12 protein-coding genes are annotated in these 17,929 nt (G+C 46.5%); 7 read left to right on the forward strand and 5 right to left on the reverse strand.

The features are described from left to right. The first annotated feature begins 191 nt into the window (after positions 1-191). Both DXD78_RS19955 and DXD78_RS19960 read left to right on the forward strand, forming a co-directional pair. Complete coding sequence (locus tag DXD78_RS19955; protein WP_009037763.1) at positions 192-3,533, forward strand: TonB-dependent receptor; 3,342 nt, start codon at positions 192-194, stop codon at positions 3,531-3,533. Between the two features lie 19 nt (positions 3,534-3,552). Beyond that, entirely contained in the window at positions 3,553-5,451 is a 1,899-nt protein-coding gene (locus DXD78_RS19960) for a RagB/SusD family nutrient uptake outer membrane protein (RefSeq protein ID WP_005834695.1), read from the forward strand. Between the two features lie 72 nt (positions 5,452-5,523). Here the strand turns inward: DXD78_RS19960 and DXD78_RS19965 are convergent, their stop codons facing one another. Continuing rightward, positions 5,524-6,531 (reverse strand): aspartate-semialdehyde dehydrogenase, encoded by a 1,008-nt coding sequence (locus tag DXD78_RS19965; protein ID WP_009037764.1) that lies wholly within the window; start codon positions 6,529-6,531, stop codon positions 5,524-5,526. A gap of 154 nt (positions 6,532-6,685) precedes the next feature. Here DXD78_RS19965 and DXD78_RS19970 point away from each other — a divergent pair, with 154 nt between their 5' ends. The 3 genes from DXD78_RS19970 (at position 6,686) to DXD78_RS19980 (ending at position 10,308) form a co-directional block, all read left to right on the forward strand. Then, positions 6,686-8,815 (forward strand): cation:proton antiporter, encoded by a 2,130-nt coding sequence (locus DXD78_RS19970; protein WP_008662816.1) that lies wholly within the window; start codon positions 6,686-6,688, stop codon positions 8,813-8,815. Between the two features lie 58 nt (positions 8,816-8,873). Beyond that, a complete protein-coding gene (locus tag DXD78_RS19975) occupies positions 8,874-9,584 on the forward strand; it encodes a ThiF family adenylyltransferase (protein ID WP_005834703.1) in 711 nt (236 codons plus the stop codon). Between the two features lie 64 nt (positions 9,585-9,648). Then, positions 9,649-10,308 carry an ABC transporter ATP-binding protein gene (locus tag DXD78_RS19980; RefSeq protein WP_008662818.1) on the forward strand — a complete coding sequence of 220 codons (660 nt, stop codon included), beginning with the start codon at positions 9,649-9,651 and terminating at the stop codon, positions 10,306-10,308. A 2-nt stretch (positions 10,309-10,310) separates the two neighbouring features. Here the strand turns inward: DXD78_RS19980 and DXD78_RS19985 are convergent, their stop codons facing one another. The 3 genes from DXD78_RS19985 to DXD78_RS19995 form a co-directional block, all read right to left on the reverse strand. After that, complete coding sequence (locus tag DXD78_RS19985) at positions 10,311-12,635, reverse strand: TonB-dependent receptor (RefSeq protein WP_009037765.1); 2,325 nt, start codon at positions 12,633-12,635, stop codon at positions 10,311-10,313. A 124-nt stretch (positions 12,636-12,759) separates the two neighbouring features. Next, on the reverse strand, positions 12,760-13,710 hold the full coding sequence (locus DXD78_RS19990) for a helix-hairpin-helix domain-containing protein (protein WP_005824917.1): 951 nt from the start codon (positions 13,708-13,710) through the stop codon (positions 12,760-12,762). 6 nt (positions 13,711-13,716) lie between these two features. Continuing rightward, on the reverse strand, positions 13,717-15,084 hold the full coding sequence (locus tag DXD78_RS19995) for a sodium-dependent transporter (protein ID WP_005834711.1): 1,368 nt from the start codon (positions 15,082-15,084) through the stop codon (positions 13,717-13,719). Between the two features lie 103 nt (positions 15,085-15,187). Between DXD78_RS19995 and DXD78_RS20000 the strand changes: the two genes are divergently transcribed. Then, a complete protein-coding gene (locus DXD78_RS20000) occupies positions 15,188-15,571 on the forward strand; it encodes a VanZ family protein (protein ID WP_005824913.1) in 384 nt (127 codons plus the stop codon). A 2-nt stretch (positions 15,572-15,573) separates the two neighbouring features. Here DXD78_RS20000 and murF read toward each other — a convergent pair whose 3' ends face one another. After that, a complete protein-coding gene (gene murF / locus DXD78_RS20005; protein WP_005834715.1) occupies positions 15,574-16,872 on the reverse strand; it encodes a UDP-N-acetylmuramoyl-tripeptide--D-alanyl-D-alanine ligase in 1,299 nt (432 codons plus the stop codon). A gap of 184 nt (positions 16,873-17,056) precedes the next feature. On the opposite strand from murF, the gene folP reads away from it, so the two are divergent. Then, on the forward strand, positions 17,057-17,908 hold the full coding sequence (folP, locus tag DXD78_RS20010) for a dihydropteroate synthase (RefSeq protein ID WP_009037766.1): 852 nt from the start codon (positions 17,057-17,059) through the stop codon (positions 17,906-17,908). Positions 17,909-17,929 lie beyond the last annotated feature (21 nt).

Raw genomic sequence — 17,929 nt, forward strand, 5'->3', positions numbered from 1 at the left:
AAGTTCCGTCTGGACTTGGTAAATAAATAGAAAAAAAGAGAGATAATATAAAAGTTATGAACCTTTAAATAAAGAAAATGCCTATGAGAAATTAAAGAAATCTTCGGAAATGGTCTGACAATTCCGAACTATATGATTCCCTTACCCTAATTTTGAAAAACTGGTTTAATTAACAAAATCATCAATCACTTATGAATGAAGATCGCAAAAAACGAGGACTTGCCAATGGTAAGTTCTTTACGGCGGTGGCAATCTGTGCTCTGTTTTTAGGCAGTGGCAACGTGATGGCTGCCCAAACAGCATCCGACGACTCGCAAGGAGTACAAGAACAGATGCAATCTATCTCTGTGACTGTTACAGTTGTAGATACAAAAGGTGAACCTATTATTGGCGCCAATGTCATTGAGAAAGGTACGACCAATGGTGGTATTACGGATTTGGATGGAGTTTCCAAATTAAATGTAAAGCCCGGTGCTATTCTGCAAGTATCATTTGTGGGATATACTACTCAAGAAGTCAAGGCAACTTCGGTAATGAAGGTTGTTTTGAAAGATGATACGGAATTGTTGGATGAAGTTGTCGTAGTAGGCTATGGTGCACAGAAAAAGGTGAACCTGACCGGTGCGGTGGCTTCCGTGGACGTGAACAAAACAATTGATAGCCGTCCTATCACGGATATAGGCCGTGCCTTGCAGGGGGCGGTACCGGGATTGACCATTACTACTAACTCCGGTGAGATAGGTGGTGCGCCTACTATCAAGATTCGTGGTAGTATCGGTTCTCCGAATGGTGACTCCAAACCGTTGATTCTGGTAGATAATGTGGAAGTAACGGATATTTCTATGGTGAATCCGGACGATATTGAAAGTATTTCTGTATTGAAAGACGCCGCTTCTGCTTCTATTTACGGTGCCCGTGGTGCATTTGGCGTATTGCTGATTACCACAAAATCAAGAAGTAAACATGAACGTCTCTCTGTAAAATATACCAATAACTTTGCATGGCGTACGCCGACCAAGACACCCGAACAACTTCCGGGATGGCAGCAGGCTGATATTAACTTGCAAGGTGTAATCAATCAGACTAAGGGGTCTACCGCATTTTATAACGTAGTGGGTAATATGCGTGTGGATGCTACACATGTGCAGAAAATGAAGGATTACTGGGACAAATATGGCTATGGTGACCAGTTTGGTCGTGAGATGGAATTGGGTCGTGACTTTGAGTTCCGCGATGGCGGTATGTTCTTTATCCGTACTTGGGACTGGTATGATGAATACATCAAGGACTGGGCTCCGCAGCAGAACCATAGCCTTTCTATCAACGGTGGCAACGGAAAGACTAATTACAATATCGCTTTGGGATATCTGAGCCAGGATGGTATGATGAAAGTCAATTCGGACAACTATAAGCGTTACAATGCCAATATCTCTTTGAACTCTGAATTAAACAAATATGTGTCTATCCGTACAGGTGTCATGTTCACCCGTTCTGACTACGACAAGCCATTCAACTATAATACTGATCTTTACGACCCGATGTACTATCTGTATCGTTGGCAGCCGATGATGCCTTACGGTACTTTTGAAGGCAAGGAGTTCCGTAACGCCTTGACCGAACAGAAAAGTGCTCCTATTACCACAAAAGAACGTGAGTATCTGCGTTTGACAGGTGGTGCAACTATCAAGCCTATCAAAGATTTAACACTGGATATAGATGTTGCTTATAGCAGCGTGGAAAATCGCTATAAGAAGTATGGTACACCGAGCTTGACCAGTGGTTATGAAATCTTCACTGCCCGTCCGTCTGTTGAGGCATTACGTGATTCTTATGGCAGTTATCTATCTGCTGCTACTTATGATTATGTATATCAGGAAACCGGACGCACGGAGAATCTGACAGCCAATTTCGTGGCAACTTATGCCAAACGCTGGGGAGATCATGATTTTAAGGCAATGGCAGGTTCCAGCCTTGAAAAGAGCGAATATGAATATTACTGGGCGCAACGCAAAGGTCTGCTCGACCCCGCAAAACCGGAATTGAATCTGGCTACAGGTGACCAGACTACAAGCTCCTCGCATACTTGGTGGTCTGTAGCAGGCTTCTTCGGACGTCTTAATTATTCTTATAAAGACCGATATATGTTGGAACTGAACGGCCGTTATGACGGTTCCTCCCGTTTCCCCTCTGGGAATCGTTTCGGTTTCTTCCCATCCATGTCTGCCGGTTACCGTATTTCTGAAGAACCGTTCATGCAGTCACTGAAGCCTTATCTGAGTACGTTGAAGATTCGCGGCTCTTGGGGTATGATTGGTAACCAGGATGTAGGTACCGACCGTTATATCTCCACTCTGTCCACTTCTGTAGACAGTTGGATTATCGATGGAAAGAAAGTACAGTCAACACAAAAACCGACTATTGTGTCTTCAACCCTTACTTGGGAGAAGGTTACTACACTTGACCTTGGCTTGGATGCCCGTTTCTTCAATGACGCTTTGGGAGTAACGTTTGATTGGTATAACCGTACTACCAGTGATATTTTGACTACTGCCAACCTACCTGCCACATTGGGTGCTGACGCTCCATATGAAAATATGGGTACTATCCAGACCAAAGGATGGGAACTTGCCATTGACTATCGCCATACCTTCAAGAATGGTCTGCACTTTGGCGTGACGGCTTCTGTTGCCGATGACAAGACTGAAGTAACCAAGTGGACGTATAATACAAAGATTCCTTCTTATGGAGCTACCGGCTGGTGGGATAAGAGTGCTTATAAAGAAGGTATGGTTTTGGGAGATATCTGGGGCTTGCAGTTCGACCGTTTCTTGACGGAAGATGACTTTAATGCTGACGGTTCTTTGAAAGCCGGTTTGCCCGACCAGACTAAAGTATTCCCTGCCGGTTATCAATTTGCTCCCGGTGATGTGCTTTATAAAGACCTCGACAACAACGGTGAAATCGTAAAACAGACCAATACAAATGACAAGGGTGACCTTAGTGTTATAGGTAACGCCCTGCCGCGTTTACAGTTTGGTTTGAATCTGGATGCTGCTTGGAAAGGCTTTGATATAAGCATGTTCTTCCAGGGGGTAGCCAAAAGAAAACTTTGGGCGGCAGGTAACCAGGTATTACCAGGCTTTACTACCGGTGAACCCTTCTACAAAGGTGCTGAGGATTATTGGACTCCCGAAAACACAGATGCTTTCTATCCCCGTCCGATGGATTACAAGCAGTCTGCTTCGGGTAACTATAGCGTGAATGACCGCTATTTGCTGAATATGGCTTATCTGCGTCTGAAGACGTTTACTGTAGGATATTCTCTTCCTAAGGTTTGGTTGAGTAAATTCAAAGTGCAAGGTTTGCGTGTTTATTTCACTGGTGAAAACCTTTTCACCATCGACGGTGTGAAACCTGCTATCGATCCGGAAATAGGAATACGTACGGCCAGTGGTAAGAGTGACCAGCGTAACTTTGGCCGTAGCTATCCATACCAGAAGACAGTGTCGTTCGGTATTCAGCTTAGTTTATAATCTAATAGTAATTGCAGTTATGAAAAAGAAAAATTTATTATACATCGTTTGTGCGTTGGCAATGGGCTCGCTCTGCGGTTGCGACGATTTTTTGAATAAAGACCCGCAGGACAAGCAGACCAATGACACTTATTGGCAGACTGAAACTTCTTTGCGTACTTATGCGCAAGACTTCTATTCTTCCTACTTTACAGGATATGGTACCGACTATACTGTTTTTGCCGGTTATTTCTCTGGAGATGACTATACGGATGATTTTATCAATCTGAATAATGCAAATACAAACGGTTCAGGATATATTTATTTCTCCACTTCTGCCACTACGGACTGGAATAGCCAGACAGGAACTTGGTCGGGCAATTATAGTGTTATTTATAAAGCCAATGTCATGCTTGAGAAGATTCCCGGAATGAATATTTCGGACGAAGCCAAGAGACACTGGGAAGGTATTGCACGCTATTTCCGTGCAATGGCCTATAGTACGCTGGCAAAGTATTATGGCGGTGTTCCTTACTACGATAAGGTGACAGACCCGGCAGACCCGGCTCTTTATAAAGACCGTGATTCTTATTTGTATGTAGCGCAGAAGATACAAGAGGATTTTCAATATGCATTGGATAATGTACGTACGGATGATACGAAGCGCCAAGTCAACAAATATGTGGTTGGTGCGTATATGTCACGCGAAATGCTGTATCATGCCACATGGCTGAAGTATCACGGTACTACTGTAGGTCCTACTTCAGAGAAGGTGGCGGATGGTGATATTAAGAACTTGCTGCAAGGAGCCATTAATGGTGCAGAGGTAGTGATGAACTCTGGTATCTATTCAATAGGCAATACCTATAATGCTTTGTTTACTACGGACGATTTGGCTAACAATCCGGAAGTCATCTGGTATCGTGAATATACAAGCGGTTTGCAGTGTAATGCTTTGATGTCCTACAATGGTCCGGAAGATCAGACTCAGGGTGGTGTGACGCAAGATGTAATCAACACTTATCTTTGTAGTGACGGTTTGCCGATAGGTCAGTCTCCGCTGTATCAAGGTAAGGAAGACCCGAGTATTCAGAAGTCATTTCAAGACCGTGACCCGCGTTTGTATCAAACAGTTGCCGACAGTCTTCGTATCATGAGCGCCATGGGGACAAATTATACCGAAGGTACATCACCAACGGGATATCCTACCAAAAAGTTCTTGAACGACGAGTGGTGGGTGGCTGGTCTGGATTATTGTACCGGTAGATTAAGTCCGGCTGATGCGCCGTGCATCCGCTATGCGGAAGTATTGCTGAACTATGTAGAGGCGCGTTATGAGATTGCCCAAGTGGGTGGTAACGCTTTCACTCAGAGTGACCTTGACAAGTCTATCAATGAACTCCGTGACCGTCAGCTGACGAAGTGGGGAGATACTGAAGCCAAGACAATGCCGAAAGTTCAACTGAATGGCGGCAACTTGAGTGTGAATGGAGTTGTTATCAATGACCCTGCCCGTGACCCTGATGTCAATCCGGTTTTGTGGGAAATCCGTCGTGAGCGTCGTATTGAGTTGATTATGGAAGGCCGTCGTGGTGAAGACCTCCGTCGTTGGGCCAAGTTTGAATACTTAAACTCAGAAGATGCAAATGGTTATCCTGCCATGTCTTTCCTGGGTGCTTATGTCAATATGGCCGATTATCCGGAAATATCTTCAAAAGATGATTCCGGCAAGAGAGTGCTCTATCTGTTCGACCCGGAGAATCCGGGTAATGAGGATACTGAAAAAGGGTATATTTATTATCTTCGTGAAAAGGAACTTCGTATATTCAAGGCTGGTGAATTGAATTCGGAACGCTACTATTTGCGTGCCATACCGGCTGCACAGCTGACTATTTATGAGAATAAAGGTCAGGTGTTGACTCAGAACCCAGGCTGGTAATACCATAAAGTGGATTATAAAAATAAGGGATGTCATTTCTAGGACATCCCTTATTTTTTATTCATTGTTCTCTTACAGTGCCTTTTCCTTAATCAGGTATTCTGCAATCTGCACCGCATTCAGTGCAGCGCCTTTCTTAATCTGGTCGCCCACAATCCAGAACGTCAATCCGTTTTCGTTGCTGAGGTCCTTGCGGATACGGCCTACGTAAACCGGGTCTTTGCCCGCGAGGAACAACGGCATGGGGTATTCCTTTTCTGCCGGGTTGTCCATCAACACCAGTCCGTCGCCTTTGGCAAATGCTTCGCGGGCTTCTTCGATGGAGATGGGACGCTCGGTTTCTACCCAGATGCTTTCGGAGTGGGAGCGGAGAGCGGGAACACGTACGCAGGTAGCACTGACTTTTACGTCAGAGTGCATAATCTTACGGGTCTCGTTGAACATCTTCATCTCCTCTTTGGTATAGCCGTTTTCGGTGAATACGTCGATTTGCGGAATGAGGTTGAATGCCAGCTGGTAAGCGAATTTCTCAACGGTTACGGGTTCGCCTGCCAATACCTGGCGGTACTGCTCGTACAACTCATCCATGGCAGCGGCGCCGGCACCACTGGCAGCCTGATAGGTAGAAACGTGTACGGTCTTTATATGGGAAAGCTGTTCGATGGCTTTCAGTGCCACTACCATTTGGATAGTAGTACAGTTGGGGTTGGCGATGATGCCGAGAGGACGTTCTTTGGCGTCGGCGGCATTCACTTCGGGCACTACCAAAGGTACATTGTCGTCCATACGGTAAGCGCTGGAATTGTCAATCATCACTGCTCCGTACTTGGTAATGGTTTCGGCAAATTCTTTGGAGGTGCCTGCGCCTGCGGAAGTGAAAGCGATATCAACCCCTTTAAAGTCATCATTGTGTTGCAAGAGTTTCACCTCGATCTGTTTACCGCGGAAGGTATATTTGGTTCCGGCACTGCGTTTAGAACCGAACAATACTAACTCGTCCAACGGGAAATTTCTTTCATCGAGCACTCGCAGGAACTCTTGTCCCACGGCTCCGCTTGCTCCAACAATAGCTACTTTCATTTTTCTTTTGTTTTAAATTAAGTTTATAAAAAAGTGAAATACTATCTCTAAAAAGATAGAATTGGTCGCAAATTTATAACAAAATGCTGTATAACACCGCATAAAGTGAAAAGTTTTTCGTTATTTTGCATTCAAAACCTAAAACTTATAGCCTATGGATTGGTTTGACTTCAGCTTGAAACTTCCCATCACCGACCCTACATGGATATTCCTCCTTGTACTCCTCATTATATTGTTTGCTCCCATATTGTTGAATAAGCTTCGTATTCCGCACATTATCGGAATGATACTGGCGGGGCTTGTCATTGGGGAGCATGGTTTCAATATCTTGGTGCGTGACAGCAGTTTTGAGCTTTTCGGCAAAGTGGGTTTGTATTACATCATGTTCCTTGCCGGTCTGGAAATGAATATGGGGGACTTCAAACAGAACCGGGGCAAAGCGCTTGTTCTGGGGCTCTTGGCTTTTATTGTGCCCATAGGCATAGGCTTGGTAACGAATATAGCTTTGTTGAAGTACGGGGTACTGACCTCTGTCCTACTGGCAAGTATGTATGCATCGCATACACTGGTGGCCTATCCCATCGTGATTCGTTACGGTGTGTCGCGGCATCGCAGTGTGAGTATTGCAGTGGGGGGGACGGCGGTTACGGATACACTCACTTTGCTGGTCCTGGCCGTTGTGGGTGGTATGTTCAAGGGGGAGTCGGACGGCTTCTTCTGGGTATGGCTTGTCATAAAGGTTATCTTCCTGGGTATTTTGATTGTATATCTGTTTCCACGCATAGGCCGTTGGTTCTTCCGGAGGTACGATGACAACGTGATGCAGTTCATATTTGTGCTTGCCATGGTTTTCCTCGGAGCCGGATTGATGGAGTTTGTGGGGATGGAAGGTATCCTGGGTGCTTTCCTTGCAGGTTTGGTTTTGAACCGGCTGATTCCGCATGTCTCTCCGTTGATGAACCATCTGGAGTTTGTGGGCAACGCCTTGTTTATTCCCTATTTCCTGATAGGTGTGGGTATGCTGATTGATGTGCACGTGATTTTCGGTCATGGCGATGCTCTGAAAGTAGCGGCTGTAATGATTGTGGTGGCATTGGCAGGTAAATGGATTGCCTGCTGGCTGACGCAGAAAATATATAAGATGGGAGGGATTGAACGGGAGCTGATGTACGGATTGAGCAATGCACAAGCAGCGGCAACGCTGGCGGCTGTGTTGGTGGGATACAACATCATTCTGCCCAATGAGGAACGCTTGCTGAACGATGATGTTTTGAATGGTACTGTCCTGCTGATTCTTGTAACTTGCATTGTGAGCTCGTTCATTACGGAGCGTGCCGCACGGAAGATTGCCATGGAGGAGGCGCATCTGGAAGAAAACCGCTCCGTGGAAGCGGAGAAGATATTGATTCCGATAGCCAACCCCGATACGATTGAAGACTTGATAAATCTTTCTTTGGTGATACGCGACCCGAAGCAACGGGATAATCTGTTGGCACTGAATGTCATCAACGATGATAGTAGCTCTGAAAGTGCCGAACTACGCGGGAAACGCTATCTGGAAAAGGCTGCCATGATAACGGCCTCGGCAGATGTGCCGTTGAGGCAAATCACGCGTTACGACTTGAATATCGCTTCGGGCATTATCCATACAGCAAAAGAATATGCGGCAACGGATGTCGTTATAGGTCTGCACCGTAAAGTCAATATTGTGGATTCATTCTTCGGTATGCTGACGGAGAATCTGCTGAAGGGCTTGCATCGCGAGGTGATGGTTTCCAAGTTCCTGATGCCCATTAACACAATTAGGCGGGTGATTGTGGCGGTACCTCCGAAAGCCGAGTATGAGGCGGGATTCCTGAAGTGGGTGGAACATTTCTGCCGGTTGGGGAGTACTTTGGGCTGTCGGGTGCATTTTTATGCCAATGAAGAGACTACCGCCCATCTTCAAGGGCTGGTGAAAGCCAAATATGGACAGACATTGACAGACTTTTCCCGCCTGGACGACTGGGGAGACCTGCTGATACTGACCGGACAAGTGAATTTCGACCATCTGCTGGTCATCATCAGCGCCCGCCGCGGCTCCATCTCCTATGACAGCTCCTTCGAGAAGCTACCGGCACAAATCAGCAAGTACTTTGCAAATAACAGCCTGATAGTACTCTATCCCGACCAACTGGGCGAGCCGCAGGATGCGGTATCCTTCTCCAACCCGCGTGGCAACAACGAGTCGCAGCACTACGAGAAGGTAGGCAAATGGTTCTATAAATGGTTCAAGAAGAATTGACGATTGACAATTGATAATTGACAAAAATCTGTGTAAATCCGTGTAATCTGTGGTGAAAATGGAAGATTGGCAACAACGAACGCAACTTTTATTAGGAGATGAAAAAATGGAACGCCTGCGCCGGGCACATGTACTTGTCGTAGGACTGGGTGGTGTAGGTGCTTATGCGGCCGAGATGATATGCCGTGCCGGAGTGGGGCGGATGACGATTGTCGATGCCGATACCGTGCAGCCTACGAATATAAACCGTCAGTTGCCGGCTCTGCATTCTACCCTGGGGCAAAAGAAGGCGGAGATATTGGCATCACGTTTCAGGGACATTAATCCGGCTCTGGAACTGAGAGTGTTGCCCGTATTCTTGAAAGATGAGAACATACCGGAACTGCTGGATGATGCGGCTTATGACTTTGTGGTGGATGCCATCGATACGCTTGCTCCAAAATGCCACTTGATAGCGGAAAGCATGAAGCGGCATATCAAGATAGTGTCCAGCATGGGGGCAGGAGCAAAGAGTGACATTTCGCAAGTGCGCTTTGCCGATATCTGGGATACCTATCATTGCGGGTTGAGCAAGGCTGTGCGTAAGCGTCTGCAAAAAATGGGCATAAAGCGGAAACTTCCAGTTGTTTTCAGCACCGAACAGGCTGATCCGAATGCCGTTTTGCTGACGGACGACGAGATGAACAAGAAGTCCACCTGTGGAACAGTGAGCTACATGCCCGCAGTTTTTGGCTGCTATTTGGCCGAATATGTAATTAAAAGACTATAGTAATAGCACTTGAAAGAAAACTATCAAATAGTAAATAGTAAATTGTCAAATTGTAAATAGCCTAGTGATTCATTTAGAGAATATAACGAAGAGTTTCGGTAACCTGCAAGTGTTGCGGGGTATTGACCTGGAGATAGAGAAAGGGGAGATTGTCAGCATTGTAGGCCCCAGTGGAGCGGGTAAAACTACCTTGCTGCAAATCATGGGTACGTTGGATATGCCGGATGGCGGTTCGGTGGTTATTGACGGTACACAAGTCAACCGTATGAGGGAGAAGGAACTTTCCGCATTCCGCAACCGCCATATCGGCTTTGTGTTCCAGTTCCATCAACTGCTGCCGGAGTTTACGGCTTTGGAGAATGTAATGATACCAGCCTTCATTGCCGGAAGAGGACAGCAGGAAGCCAAGGAGGCGGCTACGGAAATTCTTGAATTCATGGGGCTTGCCGAACGGGCCTCCCACAAGCCGAATGAGTTGTCGGGAGGTGAGAAGCAGCGTGTGGCGGTGGCCCGTGCTCTCATCAATCATCCAGCAGTGGTGCTGGCAGATGAACCTTCCGGCAGCTTGGATACCCATAATAAGGAAGAACTGCACCAGCTCTTTTTTGATTTACGTAACCGTTTCGGACAAACGTTTGTTATCGTAACCCATGATGAAGGACTGGCGCAGCTCACCGACCGGACGATACATCTGATTGACGGGGAAATCAATAAAATGGTCTGAGCCTATTTCCCCGTGCCCATTACTCCCGAGTCATTGTCACTGTTGTTTACCTTCCGCTGTGCTGTCTTGAAACTGCGGCCGAACGAGAAGTTGTAGGAAAAGTTCACCAGGAACATGCGGGAGCTTTCTTTTATATAATTATTTGTCTTGTAGGATGCGAATTTATTCCAGTTTTCGCTTTGTACTTTATAGTTGTCGGTGAAAGGATTGAATGCACCGACTCCTACCCGAAGATTCTTATGCTTGTAATATACAGCTAACATCTGGATGTTTTCTCCTCCCGAGAGGGTTTCTCCCCAGAAATTGTTCCAATTGGTGTTTATCTGCCAGAACAGAGAGAACTGTTTGTAGTTTAATGAGGCTTCTGCCTCACAAAACCAGTTGGTGTAGGTATGCGAGTAGTGATTGCCATGGCTCATGTAATGGTTGACACCGCCCGTAAAAGAAAATTGCAGAATGTCGCGGATGGGTCCTACGCGGAGCATGGCACGCCCGGAGAGTTTCTGCCAATCCTTCTGATTGTCCCAAGTCTGCACTATTTTGTTGCCTTCTTGAATCTTCTCGTCCATAATGGCATTGGGACGATAGTCATAGGCTCCCCATAGATTGGTATAAAAGATGCCTTTTTTCCATTCGTAAGTCAGTTCCGTATGATAGCACATATATGATTTCAGATGCGGGTTGCCACGACGTATCTGGAATGAGTCCACTGCTTGCTCCACATCGCTGAGGTCGCCCAATGAAGGAGAAGCGTTATAGATGTTTCCCTTCCAGCGGAGGTAGGAGTTGTCTGACATGGCATAGTGCAGAACGATACTCGGGTTGAAACTGTAGTTCTCGGTAGATTTGTCCTTGCCGCTCTGATTATAGTAGAAACGAGTCATGGCCACTCCCAGCCGGTAGTTTAGTTTGTCTATCTTTCCACGGTATTCTCCGAATATGTATGTGTTCTCTTGGTGCATATTGGTTTCATAATAATGCCCGTTTCTGTATTCATTGTTAGAGTAGGACTGTGTATGGCTCAGACCGAAGCTCAATGCGTTCCCCTTGGAATATTGCTTCTCATAAATGGCCTCGGCAATCAGGGAGTATTTGTTGCCTCGGATATTGTTGTCAATATCGGTCAATATGTTCCCCGGGGTGCTTTCTTGGTAGAGCCGCTGCGATTTTTCCCGATTATAGGTGCCTACTACATTGAATACCAGGGTTTGCTTGTTTTTCAGATTCTGTTGGTAGTACAAATCCAGTGAGGGACGTGTCCAGCTCTGGTCGGTACGGTCGGTCATGTCTACCACGTCCGTTTCATCATTGGCATTATAGAGAGTTCCTTTATAATCCCAGTGTGGCTGATTGTTTCCTCGAAGGCGGAAGGTGGCGCTGAAAAGGGAATTCTCAGAAGCCTGCAAACTATAATTTACGTTTAGGTTGTGCTGGCACATGGTTGCCTTGCTGGGCTCTCCTTTCTCCAGGCGTCTGAGTGTAGTGCCGTCTGCCAGGTGGAATTCTTCTTCATTGTCGCGGTACATGCCGTTAAAATCCCGCGGTCCCATGTAGTAGGAGAAGCCGAATTCTGATTTTTTATGGTTTACTTTGCCGTACAGATTATAGTTTCCCCACATCGTGTTCAATCCTTGGGAAATGTCGGCACCGAAGTTTCCGCCCGTTTCGGGACGGCGCACTATGTAGTCCAAAACGACTTCGGCATTACCGTAGCGCAGTCCCGGATTGTCATGGTACTCTATACGTATAATGTCGGCAGGGCGAATGGCTTTTATCTCGTCTATTTCGGCTTTGACTCCATTGATGCGTAATTGCAGTTCTCCACCGCCGGACAATCCAATCTCATTGTTCATGGGGTTGACCAGAATACGTGGCAGCATCAGTTCCTGCAACAGATTCACTCCGTTTGTGGAAGTTTTCATTTGTCTTTCGGATGGGAAAACCAGTTTACGGTCGGCACGGCTGATTTGGCTGGAGCCGGTGATAGTCACTCCTTCCAGTGCGATAGAAGCACTGTCTAATACGATTGGTCCAAGGTCGGTATGGCGCTTTACTCCATTGAGGGTGATGTATCCGGTATTATACCCGATGCTGGAAAGAACAAGTCTGTAATCTCCGGCAGCCGTGTTCTTGAAGATGAATTCTCCTTCTGGACTTGTGGTCACACCGGCGACAAAAGTAGAGTCGATGGTCTGTAATACCACATTGACATACTCTATACTCTTGTCGGAAGCATCGCGGACGGTTCCTTTTATTTCTATTTTTTGAGCAAAAGCATTCTGTGCCATACTGCCCAGCAGCATGGTTATAATCATTAATTTTTTCATATTGATACGATGGTTCTAATCCTTATTGCAGTAGGCCTTCCTGTTTTTAGGGTGTTTCTGCTTGTTAGACGAAATGACTGGTGAAAAGGTTGCATCAGACATTGAAAAATGTTGCATGATGCTGTTATTCAAAGCAAACGTAGTGACTGATTTTCTCCAAATCGGTATCGGAGAATTCCTCGTAAAGTGCAAAAGGTTTCAGACTATGAAGGTCGCCTTTCTTCTTCCGGTATTCTACAAAGGCCTTTGCCTGGTAGAAGTTGATGTAAGGATGGTTACGCAGCCTCTCTATGCTACTACGGTTCAGGTTGATGAGGTGGATGGCCCGGGTGTCGATGGAAAACCAGGACTGCAATTGGGTGGTGTCCAAATGGATTTCTTGTAATTGCGTGATGTTGTAGAATCCTCCCAAGCGTTGCCGATAACCGATGATTAGACGGGCAATGCCACTACCGATGCCTGGTATTTTCTTCAGTTCTGTGGTGTCGGCGCGGTTCAGGTCGACAAGGGTCCCAGACGGATATTTTTCCGGTGCAATTCGGAAAGTAACGGCGCTGTCATTGCTTGCAGGAGAGCTGTATAACTGGACGGTTCTTGTTTCTGTGTCTTCCGGAGTGATGTGGATATAGGGTAGGAGTGTCTGATATTGTTTTTCTGTCATTCCATATATTTTCCGGAAATCTTCTGCCTTATGGAACTTCCCTCCTTTACTACGGTAGCGGAGTATGTTCCGCGCCATCCATCCGGGCAGTCCCAGTCGGCAAAAAATGACGGAGTCGGCGATATTGGGATTGAAACGGGCCAAGGAGACGGTTGTCGGTTGTTTTTGGGAGGAAGGTTTAAGTCTGTTGTCCCATTTTTGTTCCTTTTCTTGTATGGATGCGATGAACGATTCGTATTCTGCCATGGCAGTGGCCTGCCGCCGGATTACTTCATCGGAGAGGGGGCGGTTCTCTCTTTGGTATATATAAATATACCCGGAGAGAAAGACGAGAATAATGCCGGTAATCAAAACCAGTATTCCGCGCCTTTCTCCCCGGGAGAAATAAAGGAATTCTTTAAAGGGGTTCTGCATGATGGCCTATTTCAGAAAACCCAGTTCATTGATAAAAATCAGTGCAATTCCTATCGGAGCAATATATTTCAGGATGAATATCAATAGCTTGTAGACGGATACTTTCAGAGTGCCATTGTTGCTGACTTCTTCCCATACGATTTTCTTGTCCAGATACCAGCCTATGAAGATGGAAATGAAGAAACCGCCTAACGGTAGCATTAGCTTGGCCGTTACAAAGTCGAACAAATCGAATAGGTTTAGCCCGAATACGGTATAGCTTTTGCCGATACCGAGAGACAGTGAGCAGAATACTCCTAAGAAAATACAGCCCGCTGTCACGTATCTGGCTGCCTTGCTGCGTGAGAACTTGAACTCTTCATGTAGATAGGCAGTTACCACTTCGTGCAGGGAAATGGTGGAAGTAAGTGCTGCCAATGCCAGTAGGATATAGAACATCAGAGACAGCAGTATCGCCAGCCAGGGAATATTGCCGAACGCTTGCTGAAAGACATTAGGTAAGGTGATGAATAGCAGACTAGGACCCGCATCCGGTTTGATGCCTACAGAGAAGGCGGCAGGGAAGATGATGAATCCTGCCAAAATGGCTACCATGGTGTCGATAGCCGCCACGTTGAGTGCCGTTTTGGGCAGGTTCGTATCATTGCGGAAGTAAGAAGCGTATGTACAGAGACATCCCATCCCCAAGCTCAAGGAGAAAAATGCCTGGCCCATGGCTCCAAGGAACACATTGCCGTCCACTTTGCTGAAGTCCGGTTTCAACAGGAATTCAATGCCTGCTCCTGCTCCGGGCAGGGATATGGAGCAGATGGCAAGGATTATCAATAGGACAAATAGCATTGGCATCATGATTTTGGCTGATTTTTCAATACCTTTTTCCACTCCTTTGACAATGATGAGATGGGTGGCCAGCAGGAACAGCACCAGCCAGATGACCGGACGCCAGGGGTTGCTGACAAAGCTGTTGAAGGATGCGATGAAATCGGCTGCCGACTTCCCGGCAAAACTGTTGGTAGCCGCTTCGCCGATAAACTCAAGCGTCCATCCTGCCACAACGGAGTAATATCCCAGAATAAGGAATCCGGCCAGTACGCCCATACGTCCTACCCAGCGCCAATGCGTGCCGGGTGCCAATTTCTGATAAGCCCTTGCCGTATTGGCACGCGAGCGCCTGCCGATGAGGAATTCTGCAATCATGATGGGGATGCCGAGAATGAGCACGCAAACCAAGTATACAAGGATAAATGCCGCACCTCCGTGATTCCCGGTCTCAAACGGGAAACGCCAGATATTGCCTAAACCGACTGCGGAGCCTGCCGAGGCAAGTATGACGCCTAATTTGCTTCCGAAGTTGGCTCTGTCACTTTTTGTCATAAAACGTAGATTTTTCTTTCAATTCGTTATTAATACCAGCTAAAACATGCAAATATAGAAAATGTTCTGTACTTTTGCGCACAGTTCGTTGATAATTTGGTATATGCTATATTATATTAAGAAATATCCGGTGTCGCTTTTTATTATTCTGACGGTGATTTATCTTTCATTCTTTAAACCGCCTTCTACAGAAATAAGCAAGATTCCCAATATAGACAAGGTGGTGCATATCTGTATGTATTTCGGCATGTCAGGAATGCTGTGGCTGGAGTTTCTTCGCGCTCACCGGAGAGACAACGCCCCTTTATGGCATGCATGGGCAGGGGCGTTTGTCTGTCCCGTTTTGTTCAGCGGAATGGTGGAGTTGCTGCAAGAATACTGCACGACATACCGTGGTGGAGACTGGCTGGATTTTGCGGCCAATACCACGGGAGCGGTGCTTGCATCAATGGTCGGCTATTTCATTTTAAGGCCAAGGATGAAATAGGATTATAAGTATTCAACTACGGAACTTAGCTTGATGCCGTTCGACCCTTTTATCAGAATTGTTTTCCCGCAAGGTTTCTCTCTTTGCAGCTCTGCGATGAGTGCGGTTACATCGGGATAACTCTGATAAGAGTGGCGTGTGGCGGCAAACAATTCCCCTACAAGAACTACATCCTTGAATCCGCATTCTTCCAGATAGTCTGCAATCTTCTGGTGCTCGTCGGCACTGTCTTTACCCAACTCCCGCATATCTCCCAATATCAACATTTTGTTTTCGGCCTGCATGTTCCGAAAGTTACTAATGGAAGCCATCATGCTTGTGGGATTGGCATTATAGGCATCGATAATCAGAGTGTTGTCCGCTGTTTTTTTCAGTTGTGAACGGTTGTTTTGCGGGGTATATCCGGCCAGTGCCTTGTCTATTTTCTCCGGTTCCACACCAAAAAAATGTCCGATGGTGACAGCTGCCAGAGCATTGGGGAAGTTATATTCACCGATAAGCCGGGTTTGTACTTCGTGATATTTGCTTTCGTTGTCCGTTTTCCACTCGAAGGTGAGGTAAGGAGAATTGCCGGTGACGTGTCCGTTGATGTACAGCCCGTCCTCACTGCCGTAGGCAATCTGGTGGAGTCCGTAGGCTATCTTTTTCAAGTAGGGGTTGTCGTTATGGATAAAGATGGTAGCTTCTTTCCGCGTCCGCAGATAGTCGTACATCTCTCCTTTGGTCTTGATGATTCCTTCAAAAGAGCCGAATCCCTCCAGATGGGCTTTTCCTACGTTGGTAATGATCCCGTAGTCAGGTTCGGCTATCTCTACCAGCTCCTTGATGTCTCCCGGGTGGCTGGCACCCATTTCCACCACGGCAAGGTCGTGTTCAGGGCGCAGGCGAAGCAAGGTGAGGGGAACACCGATGTGATTGTTCAAATTTCCCAAGGTATAGAGCACGTTGTGAGTTTGCGAAAGTACGGTGGACATCAGTTCCTTGGTAGTAGTCTTTCCGTTTGTACCCGTAATGCCGATGATGGGTGTACGCATCTGCCGACGGTGGTAATTGGCAAGTTGTTGCAAGGTTTTCAAGCTGTTTTCCACCACGATGTATCGTGTATCGCCTTCAGGGGCATAGGCTTCTTCGTCCACTATGGCATAAGCACTTCCGCTTTCCAGCGCCCGGGCGGCAAAGGCATTTCCGTTGAACGACTCGCCTTTCAGCGCAATGAATAAAGAGCCTTGGGGGCAGTTACGGCTGTCAGTAGTGACACTGGTGCATGTTAGGAATATCTGATGTATAGCTGTTATATCCATGACTTTATAATTAAATCAATCTGTGTGAATCTGTGTAATCTGTGGTAAACCATCGTGCAAAGATATAGTTTTAATCCTCTCCCTTCCCGGGTACAAGCAAAAAACTTATCAGTTTTATGAGTTTATGTATTTTGAAACCACTTTTTTGTTTACATTTGCAGGTACTATATAGAACAGACTGCCTATGGAAATTACAACTGCCCGATATATAAATGTCAACGGTTCGCTGCTCGACCTCTCTCAACCCCGTGTCATGGGCATACTGAACGTTACTCCCGATTCCTTTTATGCCGGTAGCCGTACACAGACAGAGGTGGAAATAGCACGCCGGGTGAAACAGATAGTTTCGGAGGGAGCGGCCATTATTGACATAGGCGCTTACTCTTCCCGTCCCAATGCCGACAATGTCTCTGCCAGGGAAGAGATGGAACGGTTGCGTATGGGCCTGAAAATACTTTTTGAGATACAGCCGGATGCTGTGGTGTCGGTAGACACTTTTAGGGCGGATGTGGCAAGAATGTGTGTGGAAGAGTATGGTGTTGCCATCATCAATGATATTGCGGCCGGTGAGATGGATGCGAATATGTTCCATACCGTTGCGGCATTGAACGTACCTTATATTATGATGCACATGCAAGGCACTCCGCAAAGTATGCAGCAGCATCCTCATTACGACAATCTTCTGAAAGAGGTTTTCTTGTATTTTGCGCGCAAGGTGCAGCAATTACGTGACTTAGGTGTAAAAGACATCATTCTGGACCTCGGTTTCGGCTTTGGAAAGACAATGGAGCATAACTATGAATTGCTGTCCCATCTGGAAGAGTTCCGTATTTTTGAGTTGCCTTTGCTGGTAGGCGTTTCACGTAAATCGATGATATACCGCTTGTTGGACATTACTCCTCAGGAGGCGCTGAATGGTACTACGGTGCTCGATACCATCTGTTTGCTGAAAGGTGCTGACATTCTCCGCGTACACGACGTGAAAGAAGCCGTGGAAACCGTACGGATTGTGCAAGCCATGCGAAATAATTCCTAATCCCTAACCCCTAATCATTCA

Source organism: Bacteroides sp. D20, assembly GCF_003436255.1.
GTDB lineage: Bacteria > Bacteroidota > Bacteroidia > Bacteroidales > Bacteroidaceae > Bacteroides > Bacteroides uniformis.

Excerpts from the sequence above, each read along its gene's own strand:
- DXD78_RS19955 (WP_009037763.1), top strand. The coding sequence starts at position 192 with ATGAATGAAGATCGCAAAAAACGAGGACTTGCCAATGGTAAGTTCTTT.
- DXD78_RS19960 (WP_005834695.1), top strand. The coding sequence starts at position 3,553 with ATGAAAAAGAAAAATTTATTATACATCGTTTGTGCGTTGGCAATGGGC.
- DXD78_RS19965 (WP_009037764.1), bottom strand. The coding sequence starts at position 6,531 with ATGAAAGTAGCTATTGTTGGAGCAAGCGGAGCCGTGGGACAAGAGTTC.
- DXD78_RS19970 (WP_008662816.1), top strand. The coding sequence starts at position 6,686 with ATGGATTGGTTTGACTTCAGCTTGAAACTTCCCATCACCGACCCTACA.
- DXD78_RS19975 (WP_005834703.1), top strand. The coding sequence starts at position 8,874 with ATGGAAGATTGGCAACAACGAACGCAACTTTTATTAGGAGATGAAAAA.
- DXD78_RS19985 (WP_009037765.1), bottom strand. The coding sequence starts at position 12,635 with ATGAAAAAATTAATGATTATAACCATGCTGCTGGGCAGTATGGCACAG.
- DXD78_RS19990 (WP_005824917.1), bottom strand. The coding sequence starts at position 13,710 with ATGCAGAACCCCTTTAAAGAATTCCTTTATTTCTCCCGGGGAGAAAGG.
- DXD78_RS19995 (WP_005834711.1), bottom strand. The coding sequence starts at position 15,084 with ATGACAAAAAGTGACAGAGCCAACTTCGGAAGCAAATTAGGCGTCATA.
- DXD78_RS20000 (WP_005824913.1), top strand. The coding sequence starts at position 15,188 with ATGCTATATTATATTAAGAAATATCCGGTGTCGCTTTTTATTATTCTG.
- murF (WP_005834715.1), bottom strand. The coding sequence starts at position 16,872 with ATGGATATAACAGCTATACATCAGATATTCCTAACATGCACCAGTGTC.
- folP (WP_009037766.1), top strand. The coding sequence starts at position 17,057 with ATGGAAATTACAACTGCCCGATATATAAATGTCAACGGTTCGCTGCTC.